Annotated in this window: 25 protein-coding genes; 7 read left to right on the plus strand and 18 right to left on the minus strand. The window is 65.9% G+C overall.

What is annotated here, in order from left to right:
• From ON21_RS21735 to ON21_RS21760, 6 genes are all read right to left on the minus strand, one after another.
• On the minus strand, positions 1 to 371 hold a 371-nt coding region (locus ON21_RS21735), incomplete at its 3' end, for a sirohydrochlorin chelatase (RefSeq protein WP_039800274.1).
• Entirely contained in the window at positions 368 to 1609 is a 1242-nt protein-coding gene (locus ON21_RS21740; RefSeq protein WP_039800275.1) for a uroporphyrinogen-III synthase, read from the minus strand. The genes ON21_RS21735 and ON21_RS21740, both read right to left, overlap by 4 nt.
• Before the next feature lie 6 nt (positions 1610 to 1615).
• On the minus strand, positions 1616 to 2017 hold the full coding sequence (gene nirD, locus ON21_RS21745; RefSeq protein WP_039800309.1) for a nitrite reductase small subunit NirD: 402 nt from the start codon (positions 2015 to 2017) through the stop codon (positions 1616 to 1618).
• Between the two features lie 64 nt (positions 2018 to 2081).
• A complete protein-coding gene (gene nirB / locus ON21_RS21750) occupies positions 2082 to 4607 on the minus strand; it encodes a nitrite reductase large subunit NirB (RefSeq protein WP_039800276.1) in 2526 nt (841 codons plus the stop codon).
• A gap of 29 nt (positions 4608 to 4636) precedes the next feature.
• Entirely contained in the window at positions 4637 to 6139 is a 1503-nt protein-coding gene (locus tag ON21_RS21755; protein ID WP_051021186.1) for a nitrate/nitrite transporter, read from the minus strand.
• Between the two features lie 302 nt (positions 6140 to 6441).
• Positions 6442 to 7698: an MFS transporter gene (locus tag ON21_RS21760; RefSeq protein ID WP_039800311.1), complete on the minus strand. Its 1257-nt coding sequence runs from the start codon at positions 7696 to 7698 to the stop codon at positions 6442 to 6444.
• Between the two features lie 65 nt (positions 7699 to 7763).
• On the opposite strand from ON21_RS21760, the gene ON21_RS21765 reads away from it, so the two are divergent.
• Both ON21_RS21765 and ON21_RS21770 read left to right on the plus strand, forming a co-directional pair.
• Positions 7764 to 8435, plus strand: a complete 672-nt coding sequence (locus ON21_RS21765; RefSeq protein ID WP_039800277.1) for a FadR/GntR family transcriptional regulator — start codon at positions 7764 to 7766, stop codon at positions 8433 to 8435.
• Positions 8436 to 8629: 194 nt separating this feature from the next.
• Complete coding sequence (locus ON21_RS21770) at positions 8630 to 10111, plus strand: MFS transporter (RefSeq protein WP_039800279.1); 1482 nt, start codon at positions 8630 to 8632, stop codon at positions 10109 to 10111.
• Between the two features lie 283 nt (positions 10112 to 10394).
• On the opposite strand, the gene ON21_RS21775 is transcribed toward ON21_RS21770, so the two are convergent.
• From ON21_RS21775 to ON21_RS37260, 10 genes are all read right to left on the minus strand, one after another.
• Positions 10395 to 11168: an ESX secretion-associated protein EspG gene (locus tag ON21_RS21775; protein ID WP_039800281.1), complete on the minus strand. Its 774-nt coding sequence runs from the start codon at positions 11166 to 11168 to the stop codon at positions 10395 to 10397.
• An 11-nt stretch (positions 11169 to 11179) separates the two neighbouring features.
• Positions 11180 to 12517: a hypothetical protein gene (locus tag ON21_RS35955; protein ID WP_157170911.1), complete on the minus strand. Its 1338-nt coding sequence runs from the start codon at positions 12515 to 12517 to the stop codon at positions 11180 to 11182.
• Positions 12517 to 12900: a hypothetical protein gene (locus ON21_RS38580; protein WP_157170912.1), complete on the minus strand. Its 384-nt coding sequence runs from the start codon at positions 12898 to 12900 to the stop codon at positions 12517 to 12519. Before ON21_RS38580 ends, ON21_RS35955 begins: the two co-directional genes overlap by 1 nt.
• 15 nt (positions 12901 to 12915) lie before the next feature.
• Entirely contained in the window at positions 12916 to 13446 is a 531-nt protein-coding gene (locus ON21_RS37255) for a DUF3558 domain-containing protein (protein WP_083880794.1), read from the minus strand.
• 119 nt (positions 13447 to 13565) lie between these two features.
• Entirely contained in the window at positions 13566 to 14036 is a 471-nt protein-coding gene (locus ON21_RS21790; protein ID WP_039800283.1) for a hypothetical protein, read from the minus strand.
• Positions 14021 to 14815, minus strand: a complete 795-nt coding sequence (locus tag ON21_RS21795; RefSeq protein ID WP_157170913.1) for a hypothetical protein — start codon at positions 14813 to 14815, stop codon at positions 14021 to 14023. Before ON21_RS21795 ends, ON21_RS21790 begins: the two co-directional genes overlap by 16 nt.
• Positions 14816 to 14829: 14 nt before the next feature.
• On the minus strand, positions 14830 to 15135 hold the full coding sequence (locus ON21_RS35965; RefSeq protein WP_051021189.1) for a hypothetical protein: 306 nt from the start codon (positions 15133 to 15135) through the stop codon (positions 14830 to 14832).
• Positions 15132 to 15857 (minus strand): hypothetical protein, encoded by a 726-nt coding sequence (locus tag ON21_RS21805; RefSeq protein WP_157170914.1) that lies wholly within the window; start codon positions 15855 to 15857, stop codon positions 15132 to 15134. The genes ON21_RS35965 and ON21_RS21805 overlap by 4 nt, the downstream gene beginning before the upstream one ends.
• A gap of 65 nt (positions 15858 to 15922) precedes the next feature.
• A complete protein-coding gene (locus tag ON21_RS21810) occupies positions 15923 to 16306 on the minus strand; it encodes a hypothetical protein (protein WP_039800288.1) in 384 nt (127 codons plus the stop codon).
• 15 nt (positions 16307 to 16321) lie between these two features.
• The gene (locus tag ON21_RS37260) at positions 16322 to 16852 is read right to left on the minus strand and encodes a DUF3558 domain-containing protein (RefSeq protein WP_083880795.1); all 531 of its coding nucleotides are present in this window, start codon (positions 16850 to 16852) and stop codon (positions 16322 to 16324) included.
• Between the two features lie 268 nt (positions 16853 to 17120).
• Between ON21_RS37260 and ON21_RS21820 the strand changes: the two genes are divergently transcribed.
• Positions 17121 to 17540 carry a hypothetical protein gene (locus ON21_RS21820; protein WP_039800290.1) on the plus strand — a complete coding sequence of 140 codons (420 nt, stop codon included), beginning with the start codon at positions 17121 to 17123 and terminating at the stop codon, positions 17538 to 17540.
• A gap of 102 nt (positions 17541 to 17642) precedes the next feature.
• Here ON21_RS21820 and ON21_RS37265 read toward each other — a convergent pair whose 3' ends face one another.
• Together ON21_RS37265 and ON21_RS21825 are read right to left on the minus strand one after the other, a co-directional pair.
• Entirely contained in the window at positions 17643 to 17858 is a 216-nt protein-coding gene (locus ON21_RS37265) for a DUF397 domain-containing protein (RefSeq protein WP_083880793.1), read from the minus strand.
• A complete protein-coding gene (locus ON21_RS21825; RefSeq protein WP_039800291.1) occupies positions 17855 to 18730 on the minus strand; it encodes a helix-turn-helix domain-containing protein in 876 nt (291 codons plus the stop codon). The genes ON21_RS37265 and ON21_RS21825 overlap by 4 nt, the downstream gene beginning before the upstream one ends.
• 332 nt (positions 18731 to 19062) lie before the next feature.
• Here ON21_RS21825 and ON21_RS38585 point away from each other — a divergent pair, with 332 nt between their 5' ends.
• The 4 genes from ON21_RS38585 to ON21_RS21845 all read left to right on the plus strand — a co-directional run bounded on the left by ON21_RS38585 (position 19063) and on the right by ON21_RS21845 (position 21791).
• On the plus strand, positions 19063 to 19335 hold the full coding sequence (locus tag ON21_RS38585; RefSeq protein WP_157170915.1) for a hypothetical protein: 273 nt from the start codon (positions 19063 to 19065) through the stop codon (positions 19333 to 19335).
• Positions 19332 to 19691: a hypothetical protein gene (locus ON21_RS21835; RefSeq protein ID WP_039800295.1), complete on the plus strand. Its 360-nt coding sequence runs from the start codon at positions 19332 to 19334 to the stop codon at positions 19689 to 19691. The genes ON21_RS38585 and ON21_RS21835 overlap by 4 nt, the downstream gene beginning before the upstream one ends.
• A 107-nt stretch (positions 19692 to 19798) precedes the next feature.
• Entirely contained in the window at positions 19799 to 20341 is a 543-nt protein-coding gene (locus ON21_RS21840) for a hypothetical protein (RefSeq protein WP_039800297.1), read from the plus strand.
• Between the two features lie 259 nt (positions 20342 to 20600).
• Entirely contained in the window at positions 20601 to 21791 is a 1191-nt protein-coding gene (locus ON21_RS21845) for a Cmx/CmrA family chloramphenicol efflux MFS transporter (RefSeq protein ID WP_051021191.1), read from the plus strand.
• The last annotated feature ends 118 nt before the right edge of the window (positions 21792 to 21909 follow it).

Raw genomic sequence — 21909 nt, forward strand, 5'->3', positions numbered from 1 at the left:
CGCATCGTCATGATCCGCGCCAGGGCCGGATCCGGCCCCATGGCGGGCGTGACCGTCACCGCGGGATGGTCGCTTTCGGCGACCTCACGCGGCACGTCCTGGTAGACGTGGTAGCCCGAGGCCAGGAACGCCGGAACCACCACGGCGGGAACGGATTCCCCAGCCGGGGTCACCAGATCGCGCAACACTTCCGAGGGCGAAGGACCGAGCACGTCCACGAAGGCCGTACGCACCCAGGGCGTCTCGGTGCCGGGCCCCGAAATCCCGGCACCGAGCTCCTTCGTCACGGCCTCGGCGAGCGCCGCGATCATCTGCACACCCTTGGTGCTGCGCGTCCCGTGGGCCACGAGCACCAGGGCGGGCGCGGTCACCAGCTCCCCGCAGTCTGGATGTACCGCGGTGCCCGGGTCGGAATTCCGACACCGGGCACCTGCGGTCCTCCTGTCGCGGTGGGCCGTGGGTTGTTGTCGATACATTCCGCCGGGTCCAGCGCGAGCCGGTACCCGCGTTTGACCACCGTCTGGATCGCTTTCGGCGTGCCGAGTCCGGCGCGCAGCCGGGCGATGGCGGTCTCCACCGCGTGCGTGTCGTCCCCACCGCCGGGCAGCGCGGCGAGCAGATCCTCGCGCGAGACCACCCGGCCGGGCTGGCGGGCCAGCGAGCGCATCAGGGCCATCGGCGCGGGCGCCAGCTGACGCACCTGACCGTCCACCACCACACAGGCGCCGCGCACGCTGATGATGTGGCCCGCGGCGTGAATCCGGTTGGCCCGCCTGGGCAGTTCCTCGGCGACGTGCCGGGCCAGCGCGCCCAGTCGCGCCCGGCCTGGCATCGAGGTGGGCACGCCCAGCTCCTCCAGCGGCGCGGCCGTGATCGGGCCGACGCAGGCGGGCAGCACCCGGCCGCGCAGCGCGTACAGCAGCCCTTCCAGCAGCCCGGTTTCCTTGGCGCGCATCAACATCGACGCCACGGCGGGAGCGCTGGTGAAGGTGACGCAGTCCATGCCCGAGGTGACGATGGCCTCGATCAGGTGGTCCATCGGCCCCTGATCGTCCGGCGGCACCCAGCGGTACACCGGCACCGGCACGACATCCGCACCCGCGCAACGCAATACTTCGCAGAAGTCGGGCACCGGCTCCCACTCGGTGGTGGCCCCGTGCAGCTGCACGGCGATCCGCACGCCCTCCACGCCCTCGGCGAGCAGGTGATCGAGCACTTCGGCGGACGACTCGGAGGCCGGCGACCACTCTTCACGCAATTCCGCGGCGCGGATGGCGCCCTTGGCCTTCGGGCCACGGGCGAGCATCCGAGTGGTGCCGAGTGTCGCGCGCAGGTCTTCGGCGAGACCCCAGCCCTCGGCCGCCTCCATCCACCCGCGGAAGCCGATTCCGGTGGTGGCCACGGTGATCTGCGGTGGATCGGCGACCAGCTGCCTGGTCACCCGCTCCAGCTCGTTGTCGTCGGCCAGCGGGATGATGCGGATGGCCGGTGCGGAAACGATGTTCGCGCCCCGGCGTTCCAGCAGCGTGGCGAACTCCTCCGCCCGTCGGGCCGCCGTGATGCCCACCGTGAATCCGGCCAGGCTCGCGCCCGCGTCAACTGTTGTCATTGGCGTTCATCCATCCGAGGACACGAGCGCGGTGGCCACCGGCTCGTTGGAAATCGAAACGATGCCGTCGTCCACGCGCACCGCGTACACCGGCAGCATCGCCGATTCGTCGTCCAGGCAATGCCCGTCGACCAGGGAGAAGGCCTGCTTCAGCAGCGGCGAGGCCACGACGGGCACCCCGCCGCGATCGCCGACGATCCCGCGCGACATGACCGCCGCCCGTCCGATCGGATCGATATTGCCGACGGCATACAGCATGCCGTTCTCGAGCAGGAAAAGGGCGGCCTGCCGGCCACCTCTGAGCAACACCGCGACGCCGCGGCCGGGAATCAGGTAGTCGAGACGGCAAGCCTGCGTCCACCCCGTGGTGGTTGCTGCGGCGATGCCGGGGGTATCGATCACGGTCATCGGTGTCATCCTCCAAACGCCTTACTCATTGGTACCGACGTTCTGTTTCCATGCGGTTAAGCGGTCATTTCCCCTGCGTGGCGACCGGAACTTCCGGCAGTCCGAGCAGGACGGGGACCTTCCGCTCCCCGGATTCGTCGAAGGAAATCGTCGGATCGGCTTCCTCCGGGGCGTTGACGAACGACACGAAGCGAGACAGCTTCTCTTCGTCCTCCAGCACCGCGGCCCATTCGTCGCGGTAGCCGGCGACGTGCTGGGCCATCGCCGCCTCCAGATCCTCGGCGATGCCGAGGCTGTCCTCGCAGATCACCTGCTTGAGGTAATCGATGCCGCCTTCCAGCGCCTCCTGCCACGGAGCGGTGCGCTGCAAACGATCGGCGGTGCGGATGTAGAACATCAGGTACCGGTCGATGTACTTGATCAGCGTCTCGTCGTCGAGCTCACCGGCCAGCAGCACCGCGTGCTTCGGAGTCAGGCCGCCGTTGCCGCCGACGTAGAGGTTCCAACCGTTTTCGGTCGCGATCACGCCGACGTCCTTGCCGCGCGCCTCGGCGCACTCGCGGGCGCAGCCGGAGACCGCCAGCTTCAGCTTGTGCGGCGACCGCAGGCCGCGGTAGCGCTTCTCCAGCAGCACGGCCATGCCGACCGAGTCCTGCTGACCGTAACGGCACCAGGTGGATCCGACGCAGCTCTTCACCGTGCGCAGCGACTTGCCGTACGCGTGACCGGATTCCATGCCCGCGTCGACCAGCCGCTTCCAGATCAGCGGCAACTGCTCGACGCGCGCGCCGAACAGGTCGATGCGCTGACCGCCGGTGACCTTCACGTACAGGTCGAATTCCTTGGCCACCTCGCCGATGGTGATCAGCTGCTCGGCGGTGACCTCGCCGCCGGGCATCCTGGGCACCACCGAGTAGGTGCCGTTCTTCTGCAGGTTGGCCAGGAAGTGGTCGTTGGTGTCCTGCAGGGCGGCCTGCTCGCCGTCGAGGATGTGGTCGCTCGAGGTGGAGGCGAGGATGGAGGCGACGGTCGGCTTGCAGATGTCGCAGCCGGTTCCCTTGCCGTACTTGGTGATCAGCCCCGAGAACGTGCGGATCCCGGTGACCTGCACGATCTGGAACAGCTCGGCGCGCGACTGCTCGAAGTGCTCGCACAGCGCCTTGGACATCTCCACGCCGGACTGCTCGAGCAGCTTCTTGAGCATGGGCACGCAACCGCCGCAGGAGGTTCCCGCGCTGGTGCAGCTCTTGATCGCCGGGATGTCGCAGGCGCCTTCGGCGATCGCACCGCAGATCGCGCCCTTCGACACGTTGTTGCACGAGCAGATCTGCGCGTCGTCCGGCAGCGAGTCGGCCCCGAGCTCGGCGCCCGCGGGCGAGATGAGCGCGGCCGGCTCGGCGGGCAGCGGGCGGCCGACCAGCGGGCGCAGCGCCGAGTAGGCGGTGGCGTCGCCGACCAGGATGCCGCCGAGCAGGGTCTTCGCGTCATCGGAGACGACCAGCTTGGCATAGGTGCCCTTGGCCGCGTCGTGCAGCACGACCGACAGCGCGCCCTCGGTGACGCCGTGCGCGTCACCGAAGCTGGCCACGTCGACACCGAGCAGCTTCAGCTTGGTCGACATGTCCGCGCCGGGGAACTCGCCCGCGCCGCCCAGCAGGCGGTCGGCCACGATCTCCGCGGTGCTGTAGCCGGGCGCGACCAGGCCGTAGCACACGCCTTCCACGGCGGCGCATTCGCCGATGGCCCAGATGTTCGGGTCGGAGGTCTGCAGGCCCAGGTCGGTGACGATGCCGCCGCGCGGGCCCACCTCCAGCCCCGCGTCGCGGGCGATCTGGTCGCGCGGACGGACACCGGCGGAGAACACGACCAGCCCGGCATCGATCACGGACTCATCGGAGAGCATGACCTTGACGCCCTTCTCCGTGGCCTCGATCGACGAGGTGCCGACGCCGGTGTGCACGTGCAGACCGAGGTCGGTCACCAAGCGCTCCAGGATGGCGCCGCCGCCCTCGTCGACCTGGGCGGGCATCAGCCGGGCGTTGTACTCGACCACGTGCGGGGTGAGTCCGAGCAGGCGCAGTGCGTTCGCGGCCTCCAGACCCAGCAGGCCGCCGCCGACCACCACGCCCGCCGCGCCGGGACCAGCGGCTTCGGCGGCCGCGCGGATGCCGTCGAGATCTTCGATGGTGCGGTAGACGAAGCATTCCGGCTGGTCGTGGCCGGGCACCGGCGGCACGAACGGATAGGAACCGGTGGCCAGCACCAGCGCGTCGTAGGCGAGGATGTCGCCCGACGACGTGGTCACCTTGCGCGCCTCGCGATCGATGGACTCGGCGCGCTGTCCCAGCCGCAGCTCGACCAGCTCGTCACCGGCGTACTCGTTGCCGGGCAGGGCGAGCGCGCTCGCGTCCCACGCGCCGACGTAGGACGAGAGGCCGACGCGGTCGTAGGCGGGCAGCTGCTCCTCGCTGAGGATGATCACCTGCCACTGGCCTTCGGTGTCGCGCGAGCGCAGCGCCTCGACGAACCGGTGCCCGACCATGCCGTGGCCGACGACCACCGCGGTCTTGCGAGCGACTGTGGGGTTCATCTGTGGGTCCTCCTGGACTGGATCGGGTGTCAAGCGCGGGCCGACGAGCCGGCGGACGGGGACTGGGATGCTTCGGCCTCGAGGACGAACGTCTCGGCTTCGGCCACGACGTCGGAGTCGGCGGCGACACCCCGCGCGGCGGGACGGCGCAGTAACACCGTCCAGACCACCAGGGCGCACACCACGTAGAAGGCCATGAAGACCCAGAACGCGGTGGTGGCCGACTTGGTGGACGCGTAGGAGGACCGCAGCACCAGGTTGATGCCGACGCCGCCGAGGGCGCCGATGGCGCCGACGAAACCGATCAGCGCGCCGGAGGTGTTCTGCGACCAGGCCGCCTGCTCGGCGGGCGCGGCGTCCAGGCTCTTGGACTTCGCCTCGAACACCGACGGGATGATCTTGGTGACCGACCCGTTGCCGATACCGGAGAGCACGAACAGGGCGATGAAGCCGATCACCAGCGCGGTCATCACGCCGCCGCCCGCCACGCCGTTGTTGTTGTCGGCCAGCGTGCTGGCCACGGTGACCAGCACCGCCGCCGCCATCATCGCGCCGAAGACGTAGAGGGTGACCCGGCTGCCGCCGATGCGGTCGGCCCACTTGCCACCGTAAGGCCGGGCCAGCGAGCCGAGCAGCGGGCCGATGAACGCGATCTGCGCGGCGTGCAGGGTGGCCTGCGCGACGGTGTCGCCGCCCGCCCGGAAGCTGATCTGCAGGATCTGGCCGAACGCGAAGCTGTAGCCGATGAACGAGCCGAAGGTGCCGATGTAGAGGAACGCGATGGCCCAGGACTGCGGCACCTTGAGCGCCGTGAGCATGTAGGACAGGTCGGCCTTCTGGTTGGGCAGGTTGTCCATGAACAGCGCGGCGCCGAGTCCGGCGATCGCGATCAGCACCAGGTAGACCGCGCAGATCAGCGAGGCGTAGCCATTGCCGAGGGTCGCGATGACCAGCAAGCCGATCAGCTGGATCACCGGAACGCCGATGTTGCCGCCGCCCGCGTTCAGGCCCAGCGCCCAGCCCTTGAGCCGCTGCGGATAGAACGCGTTGATGTTGGTCATCGAGGAGGCGAAGTTGCCGCCGCCGAAGCCCGCGAACGCGGCGATCACCAGGAACGTCGTGTACGAGGTGCCGGGCTGGTTGATGAAGTACAGCGTGAGCAGCGTCGGCACCAGCAGCATCGCCGCGCTGAAGACGGTCCAGTTGCGCCCGCCGAAGCGCGCGGTCGCCACGGTGTAGGGAATCCGCAGGAACGCGCCGACCAGCGTGGGCATGGCGACCAGGAAGAACTTGCCCGCCGGGTCGATGCCGAACTTGTCGGTCGGCATGAACAGCACCATCACCGACCAGATCGACCACACCGAGAATCCGACGTGCTCGGCGAAGACCGACCAGATCAGGTTGCGCCGGGCGATGTCCTTGCCGCCCGCTTCCCAGGCGGCCACATCCTCGGCATCCCAGTGCTCGAGGTGCGGCCTGCGGATCTTCGTCCGTCCCAGCGCTTCCAGACGGTTACGCGTCAGCGTGCTCAACGGGGCCTCCCAAAGTCGGTTGGCCCCACGGTAGGAAATGGGTATTGCCGAAATGCTGCGCGAAATGACCGTCAAATCAACGGTTGCTCACGATTACCGGTGACCCGGGGTGAGTTTCGGCCTAATGTTTCAGGCGTGTGACACAACGGTTTCCGTGCGTCACGAAATGGCCGATCTCGAATTCGCCGACCGGTGAGGTGTGACGCGCGCTACGTCGCGTAATTCGAATGCGCCCATCCTGACCCTGTTCGCACAGCCGCGCAACCCGAACTGTGAGATTTCCGGGCGGACGGCTTCGCGCGTCAATTCCAGGTGTCTTCGAGCACGCGCGGCTTGCACGCCTGCCACGCGCCCGCGAGCAGCACGAGCACGGCGACGCCGAGCATGGCGAAGGGAACGAGCCAGCCGCCCGTCGCCGTGTGCAGCACGCCGAACAACAGCGGACCCACGCAGGCCACCGCGTAGCCGACGCCCTGGGTGAAGCCCGACAGCGCGGCCGACCCGGCGGGGGTGCGGGTGCGCAGATTGATCAGCGTCAGCGCCATCGGGAACGTGCTCGGGCCGAGGCCGAGCACGACCACCCACAGGATGGGCGCGGCCATCGGCGCGATGAGCAGCCCGGCGAACGCGATGAAGAACAGCGCCGCGCAGCCCACCACGACGGGGAACGGATTGCGGAACCGGGCCACCACGGTCGGCGCGCTGAGCGCGGCGACCAGGCCGACCACGGCGAACAGACCGACCATGGCTCCGCCGTACGCGGCGCTCGCGCCCGCCTCGCTGAGGATCTTCGGCAACCAGGTGAACATCGCATACGTGGTGAGCGAGGTCATGCCGAACATGCCCGCCATGCCCCACGCGATCGGCGAGCGCCACACCCGCCCGGTGTGCGGCGTCTGCGCAGGCACCGCCGTGCGGTCCGCGCCGTCGCGTCCGCGACGACCGCGCAGCACCGCCAGCCACGGCACCGCCGCCGCGAAGCCGACCAGGCCCCACACCCCCAGCGAGACGCGCCAGCCGTGCGCTTGCGCCACCGGGACCGCGGTGAAGGCGGGCACGACCGTGCCGAGTTGCACCATCACGATGTACAGCGAGCTGATCACGGCCAGGCGATCCGGGAAGTACCGCTTCACCAGTGGCGGGATCACCACGTTGCCGATACCCATGCCCGCGAGGGCGAGTGCGGAGAACAGCAGCAGCTCGGCGGTGCCCGACATCAGCACCCGGATCGACATGCCCGCGCCCGCCATCAGCATGGCCGTCAGCGCGGTGCGCTCCAGCCCGAGCCGGACCGCGAGGATCGGGGTGAGCAGTCCCGACAGCGCGAACATGGCGGTGGGCAGCATCCCGAAGACACCGACAACGGCCGCGCCGTAACCGATTTCCGCGCCGATCTGCTCGGCCAGCGGGCTGAACGCGGTGACGGCGACCCGCAACGTGAGCGCCGACATCACAATGGCGGCAAGGACCAGCACCCGGCCCTCGGTCAGCGCACGTCGACGGCGCTCGACCAGGACGGATTCCTGGCGAGCCTCGGTTTCCGGAAGGGTCGCAGTCACCGAGAAATCATAGGATGACCGGATGATGTGCGGCAATGATTTGTGATGGGCGTTATTCTGTCGGGGTGCAACCCGTCCGGCGCACCAGCCTCATCGCCCAGGTCACCGAACAGCTGCGTGCCGAGATTCGTTCCGGCCGTTGGCCGATCGGCTCCCGCATCCCAACCGAGCCGGAGCTCACCGAGCTCACCGGCACCGGCCGCAACACGGTGCGCGAGGCTGTCCAGGCCCTCGTGCACGCGGGCATGCTGGAGCGTCGCCAAGGTTCGGGAACGTACGTGATCGCCGCATCGGATCTCGGCGGAACTCTCGGTAAATATTTCGCCGACGCCGAGGAACGCGACGTGCTCGAACTGCGCCTCGCGCTGGACGTCACCGCCGCGGGCCTGGCCGCGCGCCGCCGCGACGACACCGATATCGCGAACCTGCTGCGCCTGCTGGCCGAACGCGACAAGAAGTGGGACGACGACCCCGCCGCCGCGATCGAGGCGGACGTCCAGTTGCACCGCGCGATCGTCGTCGCCAGCCACAACGCGGTGTACCTCGAGTTCTACGACTCGCTGCTGCCCATCATCGAACAGGTCATCCGCGCGCGCACGGCCAAGTCCGACGACTCCTACACCGACGAGCACGCCGCCTTGGTGCACGCCGTGATCGACGGCGACCCCGAACGGGCCGCCTCCGCGACACGCTGCTTCCTCAACTCCCTCATCGCGGAATATCCGGACGCGCGATAAACCGCGCCAGGTAACCAAGTGGTCACCATTCCCGGCCGCGCAATGTGAGTCGGAATTGCCGGGAACGTCATCGAGGGCCACGGGGACGCAACAAGCGACTCATACCTTTGTCTCGACCGTAGCTAGGCACTCGACAGCCGCCGGCGGCACTGCGCCGCGATGAGGGCCGGTCGAGCCGAATCGAGAGGAAGCCGATGACCGCCGTAGCAGCCACCGGCCAGCAGTCGCAGACAACGACTTTCGAATATCAGAAACGTGGCCGCTGGCTCGACCACTGGGATCCGGACAACCCGACGTTCTGGGCATCCGGCGGCGCGAAAACCGCGCGCAAGAATCTCATCTTCTCCGTATTCGCCGAGAATCTCGGTTTCAGCATCTGGGTCATCTGGGGCACCGTGGTGACCAGCATGGGCGCCGCCGGATTCGACTTCCTCGCCGGGCTCGGCAAGGGCCACCCTACCGCGGTGAGCAACGCGCTGCTGCTGACCTCGACCCCCACCCTGGTCGGCGCCGCGCTGCGCATCCCGTACACCTTCGCCATCCCCCGGTTCGGCGGCCGCGCGTTCACCGCGTTCAGCGCGGGCATGCTGTTGATTCCCACACTCGGACTGGCGTACTTCGTCAACCAGCCCGGCACGCCGATGTGGGTGTTCCTGGTGCTCGCGGCGCTCGCCGGCGTCGGCGGCGGCAACTTCTCCTCCTCGATGGCCAACATCAACTTCTTCTTCCCCGAGGGCAAGAAGGGTGCGGCGCTGGGCATCAACGCGGCGGGCGGCAACCTCGGCGTCGCCCAGACCCAGCTGATCCTGCCGTTGCTGATCACCCTCGGCACGCACATCATGGCCAAGGACCCGGGCGGCTACCGCTTCGGCATCACGCTGTCGGTGCTGGTCTGGGTGCCGTTCATCCTCGCGGCCGCGTTCGGCGCGCTGCGCTACATGGACAGCATCGCCACGGCCAAGTCCGACGGGAAGTCCTACCGGCTCGCGCTCACCAACCGCCACACCTGGGTGATGGCGATCCTCTACATCGGCACCTTCGGTTCGTTCATCGGTTTCTCCTTCGCCTTCCCGACCCTGATCAAGGCCAACTTCCCCGACTTGGCCAAGATCGGCTGGATCACCACACTCGGTAACCTCGCGTTCCTCGGCGCGCTGGTCGGATCGTTCAGCAGGCCGTTCGGCGGCTGGGTGTCGGACAAGGTCGGCGGCGCGAAGATCACCCTGTACGTGTTCGGCGGCATGGCGATCGCGGTCGCGCTGATCATGGCCGGGCTGGAACTGAAGAGCTTCCCGCTGTATCTGGTCGCGTTCCTGGTGCTGTTCGTGCTCACCGGCATCGGCAACGGCTCGACCTACCGGATGATCCCGACCATCTTCAGCGCGGAGTCCAAGAAATACGCCGCCGAGCACGGCCTCGACCCGGCCGAAGCCACCGTCTCCGCCAAGCGTCAGGCGGGCGCCGCGATCGGCGTCATCGGCGCGGTCGGCGCGTCCGGCGGGTGGCTGTTGCAGCAGGCGCTGCGGTTGTCCAACACCCACCTGCACAGCATGGCTCCCGCCTTCTGGGCCTACGCCGGTGCGTTCCTGGTGATGGCCGCCGTCACCTGGTGGTTCTACCTGCGGTCCTCGTTCGCCATCCAGCGCGTCCCCTCGCTGGCCTACGCGAACGTCTGACCGTCGCAGCCTGTCCCGCGGTCCGGACCCCGCGGGACACGGGCGTCACGCCGCCGCCCCCTCCGGCGGTGCCGCCCCCCAACCGAACGTCCGCTCGTCGCCCGGGTTACGGATTCCGGGTCCCCCAAGGGGTTCCGGCCTGCACCGGGATGACGGGCGGACGTTCGGTGCGTCGGGGCGTTTCCCCACCCGACGGATACGGGCTCATGTGCGACACACCGCAGGGCGGCGAATCTGGCTGCGGCATTCGCAAGGAATGGCGACCCAGCGCCTCGCTCGGTGATCAATACGGTAGGTGAACCCCGTCGCGCACTTCCTTGACTGTCCTGGCGATCATTTGTTGCAAGGTGGCGACGATGCGCTCGGAGGTGGTGGGTTTGATCGTCAGCACGTCGGTGCCGAAGGTAACGTAGCGGCCGTCATTTTCCACGTCATTGAGTTGAAAATCCTTGCGGCCCTCGATATGCCGGTTGTCGACGCTGCCCATCGCGTAGACGCCGACGTGCCCGATCAACGTCATCGCGCGGGTGTAGAACTGCTCGAACTCCTCGCGGGGCGTCGGCCGCCAGGCGTCACGGACCGGCGGCCTCGGCCCTGTCAACTCCTCCGTGGAAGCCTGCAATTGCTTGCCCTTCCCTGGGGCGCAAGCGGGGAAGACATCGACCACAGCCCGCGCCACCTCGCCGGCGGGCAGCAATGTCAGCACCACGTCACCACCGTGCGCGGGGACGGGTCCCGGTTCCTGCACCGCGACCGCGCCGTGCTCGTAGTGCACCCCCGCATGCGCCCTGAACCTCCGGTGCCGCCGTCTACCGGCGAATCCGGCCACTTCCACCCGAGCCTCCGGCGCCAGCAGCACCTCCACCGCGCGCAACAACTCGTCATCGATCCGCGGACGCAGCGACTGCGCCGCAGCTTGCCGCAACCGCAGACTCTCCGAGCGGAACTCGGTCGTGTACTGGTGCTGCAAGGGATACGGCAGCACGTCCCGGCCGGTGGACTCCCATAGTGTCCGGAATTCGAGCGCGGTGAACCGCCAGTTCTGCACCTCGGGCATCGATGACGTCCTTATCGCGGGTTGTCACCGATGACCGGCGGAACGCTCCTGGGCAACTCGTCGAGGCCCGTGAGCTCATTGCCGTGTTCCTGGGTGATCAGGTAATCCGGGATGCCCTTGGTGGATTCCTCATCGGACTTGCCGCCCCGCGCACCGGGAGCCATGCCGCCCATACCGCCCGTACCGGCTCGACCGGGTGACGCACCGGTCCGCGCGGCGGCGGCCGGGACAGCGTTGGAGTTGTTCGGCGTGCCTTTCGGCGGCACCGAGACACCGGGCGAACCCGGATTTCCGGGGCTACCAGGAGTGCTGAGGTGCGGGCTCCCCGGACTGTGCGGCGTTGTGCTCGGCGTAGGCGTCGTGGAGGCAGGCGTTGTGGAAGCGGGAGTGGTGGACGCCGGAGTCGTCGAGTCCTGCGTAGTGGACGCCGGATCGGTACTGGTCGACTCCGATTTCGACGATGCGTTGTCCGAGGGTTGGTCGCTCGACTGGGTCGTCGGATCCTCGGTGGGGTTCTTCCCGGAGGTATCCGAGCTGGGCGATGAAGTCCCGGAGGGGTTCCCGCTGCCGTTGTTGGTGCCGCGCGGGCTGCTGCCGTCGTCGGTGCCGCTCGGATTCGTGGCGGAGGCCGGACGCGGGATCACGGGTACGTTGGTATCGGACTCCATGACCACCGGGGCGTACACGGTTCGCAGCACACGCAATGCTTCGGTCTTCGCGTTGTACTCGGCGACGTCGTCGTTGCGCCAATCCCGACCGGCGACGAAGGCGCGCACGTTGTCCCATCCGCTGCGAAGTTCCGGCGCATGCGGGACCAATTGCTTGGTCGGCTCCAACCCGGTCAGCAGTTCCGCCAACTTGTTCCCGGTCAACCGGGCGGCGTTCGAGACCTGCGCACCTTGCGTGGCGTAGTCGCTGACCGCACTCGCTGCGGCATTGCGCGCCTCACCCCGCCACACGCTGTCATCGGTGGCCCGCTCCATCGCCGTCTTGAAGGTCTCCAGTGAGGTCTGGTGCCGATCCGCGATGGTGTTCCACGCGGTCACCAGATCATTCACCGCCTTCAAGTCGATCTGGTCGACCTTCTGACGCAACGTGGCGACATCGTGCCGCTCGAACTCGTCCGCGTCGAGAACTTCCCTCGGCCGGAAGTCACCTTGGAACCCGACATCGGAGGCCCGGTTGCGCACACCATCGCGCTGCCGGTTGTACCTGTCCTGCACCCCGGCCACATCGACATCGGGCTGCAACTCCTCGCCCGCGATCCAATTGGTGAGACTGCGCCACATAGCCGAGCCCAACCCTTGATCGATCTGGAACTGCGGCATACCACCGTACGGATTCCCCATCAGCGCACCTGCTCAGTGGTACCCGCGATCTGCGCCGCGTTCTCGACATCCTGCCCGGTGATCCGCTTGAACGAGATCGCCATGACCTCACGCATGTTCTTCACGGTCTCGATGTGTTCGAGGATGACGTGGTCAACTGAATGGTCCTCGCCCGTGGCCTGCTTCAGGAACTTCTTGACCAGATCGTTGGCCATCTCGAAGTCACCGAAGCCGGCCACGTTCTGGACATCTTGCGTGACGATCGCCAGATCTTGAAGATCTTTGATGCGCTGATCACACGCTCTTGCGCATGCAAGCGCGACTTCCTGGTTGTCGAGGTAAAGCTGCCCCGTCCGAGCCGCTCCAGCTAGCTGGCTCCACAGTCTCGCGCTGTCCTCGCTCATCTTTCCCCTCCCCGCTCAAGCCGGCAGAACCGGCACTATCGACGCGCCAACTCGATACAGTGTCGTACAGGGCTCCTCGAGGTTGTCCAGCCCCGCCAGGTTCGACACTCGCAATTGAATGACACCTTGCGGTACGGCGAACAAGACATCGCAGAGGAGATTCTTCGAAGCCCCTTCGACTCTGAACTGCCGACCCTGTCGACCCGCCACCGTGACATCTCGAAATTCGACGTTTCCGGGCTTCTTTTCGAACTCGGCCACAGTCCGCCCCGTCGAAAACACAGTCATCGAGTAGCGACTGCCCTTCCAGCGGCAAATTTCCCAGCCCGACTGGTCGACTCCCGCGACACCTTTTTCCTCCGTTGCCGGATCAACGCCTGCCGCCCGAAGCGCCTCATCGGGAATCCCCGTGCAAGGGTTGAACAGAGCCCGCGTCGCAGCTGTGCTGGAACTAGCCGTCGGCGACTCGCTCGTAGTGTCTTCGCATCCCACGGCTCCGGTCGCCAGCGCTCCGATGAGCAGTGCCAACAGGATTCGACGACTCATCCCCACCCTCTCGACCCGTGACGACTCAAGTGCGCCAACAGTAGCAGACGACCCGCCGGTCGAGCTTTCCTGCGCTGGTCCAAGGGTATGACGCGGCCTACCCAGCCCCGCGTGAACGCCTATTCGCCATCGCCGCCACCCCGTGACGCACCGAACGGTCGTGACGGCTTAACACATTGCTCGAACACGGCGAGAAGGGAAAATATGAGCGCCAGATAGAGCGTAGCTGCCCATATCTCCCAGTTCTCGACCTGACCCATCAAACCCCGCATCACCGCCGCCGCTCCCGTTACCGCCACCGCCGCGTACGCACTGACGAAAACGCCGCGGACCACCGCCCGCATCCGCCCCTCAGGTGGCTGCCGTCGACTGACCGCAATCCCGAATACCTGCACCGCCAGCGCGAATACGATTGCTCCGCGCTGCGCGGCCCCGACGCCCACCAATTCGCCCACGAACGTAGAGGTGAGCGCCCATCCGATTACGGTGGGCGTAATGGCTGTCACGACGAGACCGAACAAGCGGACCCCCAGTTCCCACCTCTCGATCCGTCTACGCCTGCGCTCGTCCTCGTTCAGCTCAGCTGCCACTTGGATTCGCCATCCCCCTCTACCGATGCGTCGGCGAATGTTCCCGCTTGCGAATCCGGCCACCCGCCAGGGAAGGTGCTGTTATCGGAGAGTGCAGCATTCAGTTCGCTGAAAGCTTTGGCTTGCAGTCCGACGAAACTGGTCACCAGCGTGACCCCAGCCCATAGCTGCCCCGCGGCCAATCCTGATGTCGCAGCGATGTCAGCGATACTGATCGGTGCGCCGATGCCGCTCGCCAACTCTCCGATCGCCCTGGCAAGGCCGACCAGGAAACTCGCACAGATAACCAGAATCCCGCTATAGAACGCCAGGCCTCCGACGGCACATTCCACCATCGCACTCCTAGCCTTATCCGATACATCTCCCATCTTTCCGGAAGCTGCGCTCTGCGACGTGTTCGTTTTGAGGTACGAAAGCTGTGCCGCACCTTTCCATGTCCGGTTGGCCTGCAGATTATTGGGGTCGATCTCGCCCTGGATGCTCGTCACAACGTTGCGTACTGCCGCCCAGTCGTTGCCGCGCAAGTACATTTCATACGGCGCCCGGATCCCTTGTACGATCTCGTAGATCTTCTCCCAAATCCATTTGCAGACCTCGACGAGTTTGTCTGCACACACTTTGATCGCCCGCTGGACCGACGGAATCAAACGAGCATACGGAAGGTCAAGAGCTGCGCTTTCAGCATAGGGCACATCGACCTTGATCGCTCCGTCGATCTTCTTCAAGAATTCCTCGAGCTCACGTACCACCAAATCGTACGATGCAACATCAAAGGTCATTACGAGAACCTCCCCTACCACACGTTGTCGATGCGATGTTTCCCTGCGGCATCCTCTGCTTCGTATGTATCAGCACAGAAGCGGAGGGTATCGGCTACTTCGGCAAAACGCCGTGAGGCCTCGGCTGATCGGTCGGACATCTTGCTGACGAGTTCGTCATTGGCATCGACGATGAACTGAAACAATCCAGCTTGTAGACGGTTGAATTTCAATGTTTCCAACCTGGACTTCAGATCCGACATCGCGCCCGCCTCACGATCCCAGACGCTCGCGTCTGCCCGCAGCGAGTCGAGCGCGACTTCGAGTTTTCCTGGACTCATATCTTCCCCCTCGGCGATTGATCCTGCATCGACGCCAGCGACCGCATGGCATCGTTGATCAAGGTGCTGAATGTGTCTACGCGCCCGCTGGTTTCAGCGGTGAGCAGACGATGCGCTTCGTCATATGCTTGTTTGACTGCCCATGCGAGCCTGCCGCCCCCCGCATCCATCCCCCACGGGATACGGACGTCACAGTCGAGGACGCCGCTACGACTAAGAGTGACCGATGCATAGAGGTCGTCTTCCGTTTCGATCGCTCCAACAGATTTCCCTAGCTTTTCCTCATTTCGGCCGCTCATGGCTTGAAGGGCCTCTTCGACCAGCTGGGGAGTACCGACTACGGGGCCTCGCGATAGCTCTGGTGGATCGAATCTCGTCGGGACCACGCCGTTCATGTCAAGCGCTTCCAGTCGGTCGATGGTGCCGTTGTCCACCGCGGTTGTCATTGTTGATACGAAGCGCTGCTGCTCGGCATCTTTGACTGCGTCGAGCACAGCTCGGCCGATCTCACCTCGGTCGATGTACCGCCCCCAGTTGTCGGAGATGACGATCTCGATCAACTGCCCCGTCTCGGAGAGTGTAGCCTCGACCGCTCCCGTCTTGTCACGACCGCTCGTCCGATGTGGCGCAGCGCCGAAAACCTCCCGCATCAGACCGGAAAGCGCCTTGGTGTAGGCGTGGAACCGAGCGATTTCATCAAGCAGTCCGTCGTTCATCATCACCCTGATAACTCTGGATAGGAAATTTGGATTCGAGGGCGCCTCCGCCGCTGGCAGCGGCTAGGTCGTCAGCCCACTCGGTCGGTGGTGTTCGCTATCTGCGCCGCACTCTCGATGTCCTGCCCGGTAATGCGCTTGAACGAGATCGCCATGACCTCGCGCATGTTCTTCACGGTCTCGATGTGTTCGCGAATTATCTGGTCGATGGAATTGGAATCTCCAGTAGCCTGCTTCAGGAACTTGGCGACCAGCTTGGATGCCATATCGAAATCACCGAAGCCAGAGACACTCTGAGCGTTGCTCGCGTACGTACGCAAATCGTTGATCTCCCTCAGACGTTGTTCGCATGCCGAAAAGCACTGGAGCGCCACCTGCTCATCATCGAGGTACAACTCACCTGCGCGAGCTTGGTCAGCGAGTCGTCGCCACTGGCCCACGTTGTCAACCGTCATTACCACTCCCCCTGGTCAGTTCGGCAGCACGGGCACGATCGCCCCTCCGACTCGGGAGAGGATCGTGCATGGGTTCTCAAGATCTTCCAGCACAGCGTTGTTCAGGATGCGTAGTTGCAGAACGCCTTGAGACGCGGGGAAAACGACATCACAGTCCAGATCCTTCGAAGCGCCCTCAACGCGGAATTGACGCCCTGTACGGCCCGCAATCGTGACGTCCTGGAAGTCGACGTTCCCGGGCTTGTGCTCGAACTCTGCCACCGAACGGCCGGTGGAGAATACGCTCAAGTGGTACCTGCGACTCTTCCAGGTACATATTTCCCAGCCGGATTGGTGCACCCCCGCGATACCGGCCTCTTTCGTGGCCGGATCGACCCCAGCCGCCCGAAGCGCCTCGTCGGGAATACCCGTGCACGGGTTGAACAGAGCTCGTGCCGTAGTAGTGCCGGACCCCGTCGTGGGCGATCCGCTCGTGGTGTCTTCGCATCCCACGGCTCCGGTCGCCAGCGCTCCGATGAGCAGTGCCAACAGGATTCGACGACTCATCCCCACCCTCTCGACCCGTGACGACTCAAGTGCGCCAACAGTAGCAGACGACCCCCCTGGCGATCCCTGCCTGCGCTGGTCGAGAGGTGGTCCTGCGCTTACAAGCGTGCCGCGGCAGGGAGTCAGGGGCTGGGACGCCTAGTGGTCGTCTTCTCGTCGGGCCGTAAGGAGTTCAGGCCCCGATCTAGAGTGGCAGTGCAGTAACACGAGATGGACGAAAGCTAGGACATAGGAACGAGTTCGACGAAAGTTCAAAGGAGCTGGATTCATGGCGTTCGGCAAGATCGTGGCCGGGTTTGCCCTGGCTGCCGCCGCAGTCTCGATCGCTCCCGCCGTCGCCTCCGCTGACGATCCGGAGTTTCCGCGCAACGGCGTCATCCCGCCGGGGAGCTACCACATCGGGAGAGGTCCCTCCAATGTGATCGGGTCGCCGATCGAGAACTGCGACCTGCAAGTCTTTGTGGATGGCAGGACAGTGGCGCTGGTTTGCGGCACCTCGAGCCGGAGCGGGCATCAGACGCCTGTCGGCCCGGACGAGACGTATGTTTCGTTCGACTTCGTGCCGCTTGGACTCGACCTGCATGACATCGATCCCCGGCAAGGGCTTTGGAGCGGAACGGTGAATATCGCAGGTACTCCGATCATTGCCCCGTACCCGCTGGCAGCAGTCTGGCTCAACCGACACTGAACTGGATGCGCCACTGATGCGCGACTTACGTCGCCGCGACCAATACGGCCTGGACATCGGCTGTGGCGCCGAAGTCCCGGCCGTCCTCCGGTCACCGCGATTTCACTGAGCAGAGTGCGTATCGAATGCGCCATCCATGACACACGCAGCGAAGGCGTCCCACTGACCCGGCGTGAAGATCAATGCCGGGCCGGTCGGGTTCTTCGAATCGCGGACCCCGACCCGGCCCCTATCGAGCCACGCGACTTCCACACACGCTTCGGCGTCTCCGCTGTGCTGCGATTTGAACCAGTGGACGGCGGACTTCTTTACGGTCACCGCTCGTACCTCCGCGCTAGGTTCCTCAGCAGGTCTCGTGAGGCTTGTTCTCCGAGCGCACCGCACCGCAACTGTTCGTAGAATTCTCGATGTCGCTGCACGTCATCGTGTTCCTCGAAGATCATTGTTCCTATCGCTCCTTCGGTATAGACAACAGATGGCTCGTCACGCGGGAAGTCGAGGATGATGTACGGCGGTATCGGTAATCCGGCTGGGAACCCAGCACTGAAAGGGACGATTCGGACCGACACGTTATCGCGCGTCCCAATATCGGCCACATGGCGGAGCTGGGAAGACATGTCGCGGTCCGATCCAACAACGGTGCGCACCACCGTTTCGTGCAGCAGAAATTCAGCAGGCAACGGCTTGTGTCGTCGCGTCAGGATCGCTTGCCGTCTCATCCGAAGTGCGACACGCTGCTCCACTTCTTCTGGCGCGTTGGGTGGTGGAGTTGCCGCCATCACTCGCGCGTAGTCCTCAGTCTGCAGCAAGCCGGGCACCGCGAGAGGTTGATAGAAATGGAGCCCGGTAGCTATTGCCTCCAATTGCAGATACGTGTTGAAACCGGGTCGTACCAGATCCCGGAAGTCCTCCCACCAAGGTCTCACACGCGCCTGCACGGCGAGCGATTTCAGGTACTCGATCCGCTCCTCCGGCAGCCCGTAGTACTCGCAGATGAACTCGACATCCCGGACCTTGATCTTCTCGTTCTGCCCCAATTCCAGCCGCGCGAGCGACGATCGGCTGATCTCGAGCACTTCGGCTACCTGCTCGAGGGTGTAACCGTTGGCCTGACGTGCGTCGCGCAGTGCGCGGCCCAACTGGCGACGTGGCAGCGTCGTCCGGCTGACGTCCGACTTGGTACCGACCATTTCCGCTGTGTCCTCCCCTGCTGTCCCACGGTGTGACCTGCTTTTTCCCACGGCGAGAATCGACGTCCGCCCACTCGGGAAGCGCTCAGCGCCTACGCGCTGCTTGCCGGGCACCGGTCGATTCGAGCTCCCCGTCGTGAGCACGTTCGCAGCATATGCACATGCCCGAACAACACGGAACAGAAATCGATTTCGTCACGAATTCCCGCGCATCGGAGGCGAATACGTGCGATCGCCAGCCGACGAGTGACGGCGCATGGTCGCACCGGCATGGGCGTCGCGAGGCAGTCGGCGGCCTACTCGTTCCACCCGGCATCTGCCATCATGCCGACGTGCGGCTGGCGCACGAGCAAATGCGCGCCCACCTGGCCTGCCGGATCGAGCGGTGTGCGTGGAAGGCGGCGGCGTACCGCACACTGGTCATCACCGGACGGCTGACACCGCAGGCGGTGAGCCACCGCGAACGCGCCGCCGCAAGAGGACTCCGGTTCCCGTCACAGGACGAGCGCGGCGACACCGACCGCACTCTCGACGTGCACACGATCCGAGCAGTGCTGGAGCAATTGTCGGCGTTGCCGACTCCGCCGGAATCTTCGCGGGGGTGAGCGGATTGCATCGCACCACAGTCGGAGCGGCGCAGGCTTCCTGGCGGGTGGTGGGTAGTCGCATCGAGATCGTCTTCCTGCGTGACGACTCCGATCCCACACCTGCCTACCGGCTGCGCAACAACGGCGACACCGTGCCGATTCCGCTGGGCCAGAACGGTTTCGTCGCCTTCGATGAGCGCGCCCTGCCGGATCTGGCGCAGGTGCGCGAATGGTTCCCACGCCACTTCCGGCTCTGGGACGCGGTCCGCACCGAGTTCTGGGACGTTCTGCTGCCCGCACACGGAGCACGCACCGCGGACCTTCCCACATCGCCCCGGCCTGGCGGTTCGCCCGACCCGACCCCCTACAGGTAACCGAAATGCCCAACCGACGGAATCGACCACGGGACAAGTCCCGGAAGCCGACGAGTTCCCCCATCCGATACCCAACCAGCGCAACGATCGATTCGATACTCGCGGCCATGCTGGCCGAGCGTCGCGCGGACGCCGCCGACCCCGACACCGTGCACTTCTGGGGATTCGCCCGCACCGGAGACGCCGCCGCGCACGACGCCGCCCACACCCCGATAGTCCTCGACCCCGACGCCGAACGCTCCCCCATCCTGGATTCGGCCGAATGGCTGATCCGGAGATTCCCCGGCCGCCTGTGGGCATTCGGGCTCGCCTACCTGACGGTGGGCGAGATGTTCACCGGACCGCACGGCGTCCCGCACGAGGCGATACAGGCCGCGGCCGCGGGCCGCCTGGCCGATCGCGCCACCGCCGACTCTATCTGCGCGGCAACGATATTCGATGCCCGAGGGCGCACCTACACATCGCTGACGTACACCCACCTGCCCGAACTCGGACCGACGCCCACCTGCGTGGGCGACACCCGCGAGCACACCGACACCTGGATAGCCCTCTTCGACCAGCGCGCCGTCGCGGCGCATGTATGGGCGGCGGCCATAACGCTCGATCCTTCCGCGAATCGCGCCGCCATGGCCCGCCTGCGAGGGCTGTGAAAATCCCGTTGGTCTCGTCCGTGTGCATTGTTATGGTGTGGTCGTGAATTCTCCGGAGGCGTCCAGACAGTAGCCGCCCGGCATATGCGCCGGGCGGCGTTGTGAATGCCCAACCGCTGGTCGAAGTGCGACTGGTGGGTTATTTCGCGACGCCGGACAACGTTGGTTTCTCCGCATCGGGTGACGATTCGCCCGATTCTGCGACCATCTCGGGCGCCTCGACACCTGTGCGGCGCCCTGTATACGGGGAGTTCCTTTTATGCCCATTGTGGTGTTCGTGCTGGCTGTCGCGGTCTTCGCGCAGGGCACATCCGAGTTCATGGTGTCGGGCTTGCTGGAGCGAATCGCCGTCGACGTAGGAGTCTCGCTCGGCACCGCCGGCCTGCTGACCTCACTGTTCGCGGCGGGCATGGTGCTCGGCGCGCCGATGACGGCGATGGCGGCGGGCAGATTGCCGCTCCGGCATTCGATGGCCGCGTTCTTGGCTGTGTTCTGCGCTGCTCATGTCGTCGGTGCCGTGACCAGCGAGTTCGCCGTGCTGCTCGCGACTCGGGTCGTCGCGGCGGTGGCCGATGCCGGATTCCTGGCCGTCACGCTGGCCGCTCTGCCGCACTTGGTCGGCCCTGCCGTGGTGGGGCGCGCGACCTCGGTGGTGGTGTCCGGAGTGACCGTTGCCTGTATCGCGGGTGTACCGGCCGGAACTGTGCTGGGGCAGGTCTGGGATTGGCGTGCCGCGTTCTGGGCCGTCGCGATCGTCAGCGGGGCAGCGTTGATCCCGGTGTGGGCGATGGCGCCCCGCGTCGGTGTTCGCCCGGCCGCACCGCAACCCTCCCTGCTGCGGGAGTGGACGGTACTCGGCGCACGTCCGGTACTCACCTCCGTGCTGGTCGCGGTTCTGGTCAACGCGGCGACCTTCGCGGGATTCACGTTCCTCGGTTCGATCACCGCCGCGCTCTCCGCAGCGGACAGCCGCTGGGTTCCGATCGTGCTGGCTTTGTTCGGCGTCGGCTCGTTCGTCGGCGTCACACTCACCGGCCGCTACAGCGACCGCGATCGAGAGCGGATCGTCACGCTCGGAACGACCGGCCTCATAGGAATCTGGCTGCTGGCGGCTCTGACCGCGCACACACTGTCCGGAGTGGCGATCATGGCGGCGGTGTCCGGAGCGCTCGCGTTCGGGGTGGGATCGACACTGATCACGACGATCGTGCAGACCGCGGCGCCCGCCGCTCCGCGCATCGCGGGCGCGTTGGCCACCACCGCGTTCAATATCGGCGCGGTTCTCGGCCCCGCCACCGCCGCCGTGGTCGTCGACCACACCGGGCAACCCGCGCACGCGTTGTGGTGCGGCACGGCCTTCGCCATCGTCGCGGCGACTGCCGTCCGGGCAGCGAGGAAGCCGGTCGCGAGCGTCGCAGCGACCGCCACCGCAGGCGACCCGATCGAGTAATGCTGGCGAATTACCGCTAATAGACTTGACGAAGGGCGGAGTGGGATGCAACTATAAAAGTGGGAAGACACCAGAAAGCGTGTGTCTATTTCTTGATGCCTCTCGACATCGGTCGAAT

The sequence above is a fragment of the Nocardia araoensis NBRC 100135 genome, from assembly GCF_000308435.1.
GTDB lineage: Bacteria > Actinomycetota > Actinomycetes > Mycobacteriales > Mycobacteriaceae > Nocardia > Nocardia araoensis.